At 60.1% G+C, this 4,817-nt stretch carries 2 protein-coding genes; both read left to right on the forward strand.

The features are described from left to right. Positions 1–380: 380 nt before the first annotated feature. Positions 381–2,828 (forward strand): hypothetical protein, encoded by a 2,448-nt coding sequence (locus FJY68_13420; protein ID MBM3332824.1) that lies wholly within the window; start codon positions 381–383, stop codon positions 2,826–2,828. Positions 2,829–2,939: 111 nt separating this feature from the next. Then, positions 2,940–4,817 (forward strand): hypothetical protein (locus tag FJY68_13425; GenBank protein ID MBM3332825.1); only part of this gene is annotated, 1,878 nt, incomplete at its 3' end.

Below are 4,817 nucleotides of genomic sequence, written 5' to 3' on the forward strand. Positions count from 1 at the left end.
ATGAACGAACTGGCGTTGTGGGACGCGCTCAGCCAGCCGCTTCCGACCGCGCCAGTCGCATGAACACACCAAAACACGAAGCCACCTATTTGCAGACAAATCGGCACTTGACCCAGAACCGGGTCAGAACCACGTCAGCGACCAACCGTTCTTTCTCTTCCTCTCGGTCGTTCGAGTCCTCACTCCTCCGTCCTCACTCCTCAATCTTCCGCTGGATTTCGTAATCTCCCTCCTACCAATCGTCCGGATCCTCATCCTTCCATCTTCACTCTCTAGTCTTCTGCTTCTCTCCCCGCCCGTCGAAGCGGACAGTGACAGCGCCATTCGACTGACACGATTCCCTATTGACAGAGCGCCTCGCCGGTCCTAGCATGTCCGCGATGAGGACGCGGTCTCTGATCAGCGGCTGCCTTCTTCTGTCCGCCGTCTGCCTTTCCTCCATTGCCTCAGCCCAGACGATCTGGGAGAGAACCTATGGCGGGACAAGCGACGACTATGCCGAGTCCGTCCAGGAGACTTCGGACGGCGGCTACATGGTCGCAGGCCGTACTCATTCCTTCGGTGCGGGGAACGTTGATGTCTACCTCATCAAGACCGGTGCCCAAGGCGAAACTCTCTGGACACGGACCTATGGGGGGCCAGGCTACGACTGGTGCCACTCTGCGCAGCAAACCGCTGATGGCGGATACATCGCAACAGGCGGAACGGCTGTCGGGGCGCCGGAGCCCCATGATGTCTATCTCACTAGAACCGATGCGAGGGGCGACACTCTCTGGACCAGAACCTACGGCGGGCCGGACAATGAACAGGGATACTCCGTGCAACAGACGTCGGATGGGGGCTACATCATAGGCGGCTCGACTTCGTCCTTCAGTCTAGCTGGCGGTGTCTATCTCATCAAGACCGATGCCTATGGCGACACTCTCTGGACCAGAACGCACGGCGGAGACCAGTGCGACGAGGGCTACTCCGTCCGCCAAACCACGGATGGCGGCTACATCGTGGCTGGCTGGACCGCGTCGTTCGGTGGAAAGATCCACGCGGTCTATCTGGTCAGGACCGACGCTCAAGGCGATACGCTCTGGACCAGAACCTACGGGGGGCCGGACGAAGACATTGGTAACTCTGTCCAACAAACGACTGACGGCGGTTTTGTTGTCGCAGGCGAAAGATCTGGCGATGTCTACCTCATCAAGACCGACGCCACGGGCGATACGCTCTGGACCAAAACCTATGGCGGGACGAGCAACGATGGGGGCAGCTCGGTCTGGCAGACCGCAGATAGCGGCTACATCATCACAGGCTACACCCAGTCCTTCGGCGCAGGGGACGACGATGTCTATCTCATCAAGACCAATGCTCTGGGGGACACACTGTGGACCAGGACCTTCGGTGGAACGAACAAGGACGGAGGTTTCTCTATCGGGCTCACCTCGGACACTGGCTACATCATTGCAGGCTGGACGGTGTCCGCTAGTGCGGGCGCACGCGATGTGTATCTCATCAAGACCAATGGGAAGCTGGACGTGGGACCGGTCGCGATTCTGTCACCGCCGGGAGTCGTGGATTCCGGTGCCTCGTACGTGCCGCGTGCGGTTGTGCGCAACTTCGGTCTGACTTCGGGGTCGATAGTCCAGGTGACAATGAACATCGGTTCAGGTTATTCCCAGTCGGTGGAGGAAACCTTGGTGTCGGTTCCGCTGGACACGGTCGTATTCCCTCCATGGACTGCGGAACCGGTCGGCTCGGTTGCGGTCAGGTGCTTCACGTCACTCGCTGGCGATGAGGACCCGGCCAACGACACAATCGTGGACACGGTCCAAGTGCTCCCGCCGCCTTGGCACGATGTCGGCGCAATCGCGATTGTCTCGCCACCCGGCAGCGTGCGGGCAGGCGACACGGTGATACCCCGGGCCCGGATCAGGAACTTCGGTAATAGGCAAGAGCGCTTCTTCGACGTGAGGTTCCGCATCGGTGCGAGCTACAACGAGAAGGTGAATGTCACAGACACACTGCCGGCTGGTTCCACAGCGGAGCTTGCGTTTCCGCCTTGGGTGGCAGAAGCAGGCGATTGGACGGTCAGTTGCTCGACGGCACTCGTGAGGGATGTGAATCGTGCCAACGATAAGGTCAGCTCATCGGTTCGGGTGTTCCCGCAGTCGCTCTCGATAGCGCCGGACCAGTCAGGCCGGATCGAGGCGGGCAAGCGCAGGACGTATCGGTTCTATGCTCTGATTCAGGGCGACACCGGCGCAGTGGTCGAGGTGGCGCTGCCGTCTGCACCGACGGACTGGAGCGTCAGGCTCCGTGACGCCAACGGCGTGAACGACCTGACCGATACCGATGGAGACGAAATACCCGACCTAGGGTATGTGGCGCCGGGCGAGTCAGGCTGGTTCTCGCTCGACGTGACCGCTCCGTCCGGGATGCAGGGAGACACAGCATCGCTCGGTCAGGGAGTATTCCTCGTGGCGGGACAGGTGGGTGATCGCCCAGACATCGCCGACACGGCCGTCCTGAGTCTCACTCTCTTGCCCGCATTCTCCGTCCACAACTTCCCGAATCCATTCGGCAACCACACCACGTTTGTCATCGGTCTGCCAGAGGACGGCAGGGCAAGCCTGACTGTCTACACGCGGGCGGGAGAGAGGGTCTGCCGCGTCCTTGCGAACGCCGACCTCGCGGCCGGAGTCCACTTCTTGGACTGGAGTGGCGTCAACGACCACGGCCGCACAATCGCCCCCGGCACGTATGAGTACCTGCTCGACTATGTGCACTCGGGGAAGACCGACCGCATCCGCAAGCGCTTGGTGCTGACGCGGCAGTAGGGAGCGTATTGAGCCGACAAATCGTGGTCTTCTCTGTCCCTCTGAACCTCTCCGCTGCCGTGACACGATTTCCTGTTGACAGAGCGCCTCGCCGGTCTTAGCATGTCCGCGATGAGGACGCTGCCTCCGGTCATCGGTTGCCTTCTGCTGTCCGCCGTCTGTCTTGTCTCATTCGCCTCTGCCCAGACAAACTGGATCAGAACCTATGGTGGGCAGGATAATGATAGGGGCTTCTCCGTCCAACAGACATCTGACGGCGGCTACATCGTCGCAGGCTATACGTCCTCATACGGTGCGGGAAGACGTGACGTCTATCTCATCAGGACCAATTCTCGGGGAGATACACTATGGAGCAGGGCATTCGGCGGTCGGAACGACGACGTGGGATACTCAGTCCAGCAGACCACCGATGGCGGATTCATCGTCGCGGGCTACACCAGATCCGGGTTTGACACAAGCTACTCTGCAGTCTATCTGATCAAGACCAATGCTCAGGGCGACACGGTCTGGACTCGCACCTATGGCGCTGATTTCGGCGACGCCGCAGCCTACTCCATCGCCCTGACATCTGACGGCGGCTACGTCATAGCGGGCGCGACCCGCTCTCCCGACTCTATCATCACTGACGTCTGGCTCCTGAGGACGAACGCCTCGGGCGACACGCTCTGGACCAGAACCTACGGCGGGCCTAGAGGCGCCGGAGGCCGCGCGGTCCAGGTAACTGCTGACGGGGGGTACATCGTCGCAGGCTCAGCATACTATCGCGTCTATCTCGTCAGGACCAATCCTCATGGCGACACACTCTGGACCAGAACCTTCGGCGAGGGGCAGATCAACTACGGCGAGGCAGTTCAGCAGACGACTGATGGTGGTTTCATAGTCACAGGCAGAAAGTCGGGCCCAGCACCGGAAAAGGGCGTCTTGCTTCTCAAGACCAATGCCGCCGGAGATTCTCTCTGGTGCCGAGTCTATAACAGAAACGGAAACTACAGCGGCTACTCGGTCCAACAAACCACAGATGGCGGCTACATCATCGCTGGGACCACCTCCTGGACATTTGGAACTATCTATGTTGTCAGGACCAATACTCAAGGTGATACTCTCTGGACGAGAATCTACGCCGATTCAGCCTATGACGCAGGTCGCTGCGTCCGACAGACTGCTGATGGTGGCTACATCATCGCTGGGTATGTTGGCGACTCCAATGCGAATTGTGACGTCTGTCTCATCAAGACCAATCCTGACCTCGATGTTGGCCCTATCGCGATCTTGTCGCCGCCCGGGATAGCGGAGTCCGGTCAGGTGTACGTACCGTCGGTGGTCGTCCGCAACTTCGGTCTGACTCAGGGAGTATTCCCGGTGACAATGGACATAGGCGCGGGCTATTCGCAAACGGTGCAGGAAACACTGGCCTCGGAGCGCTCCGACACACTGGTCTTCCCGGCTTGGACTGCCGGACCTGTCGGTTCGCTGGAAGTAACGTGTCACACATCGCTCTTTGGCGACAACAAACCAGCAAACGATACAATCGTGGACACGGTTCAAGTGCTCCCGCCTCCCCTACACGATGTCGGCGCTGTTGCGATCGTCTCGCCAGTAGGCAGCGTGCGGGCGGGCGATACCGTGATACCGCGGGCACGAATCAGGAACATCGGCAATAGGCAAGAGCGGTACTTCGACGTGCGGTTCCGCATCGGCGCGAGCTACAACGAGAAGGTGAATGTCACAGACGCACTGCCGGCTGGTTCCACAGCGGAGCTTGCGTTTCCGCCTTGGGTGGCAGAAGCAGGCGATTGGACGGTCAGTTGCTCGACGGCACTCGTGAAGGATGTGAATCGTGCCAACGACAAGGTCAGCTCATTGGTTCGGGTGTTCCCGCAGTCGCTCTCGATAGCGCCGGACCAGTCAGGCCGGATCGAGGCGGGCAAGCGCAGGACGTATCGGTTCTATGCTCTGATTCAGGGCGACACCGGCGCAGTGGTCGAGGTG

The organism is candidate division WOR-3 bacterium (assembly GCA_016867815.1).
Lineage (GTDB): Bacteria > Hydrothermota > Tepidihabitantia > Tepidihabitantales > Tepidihabitantaceae > UBA2258.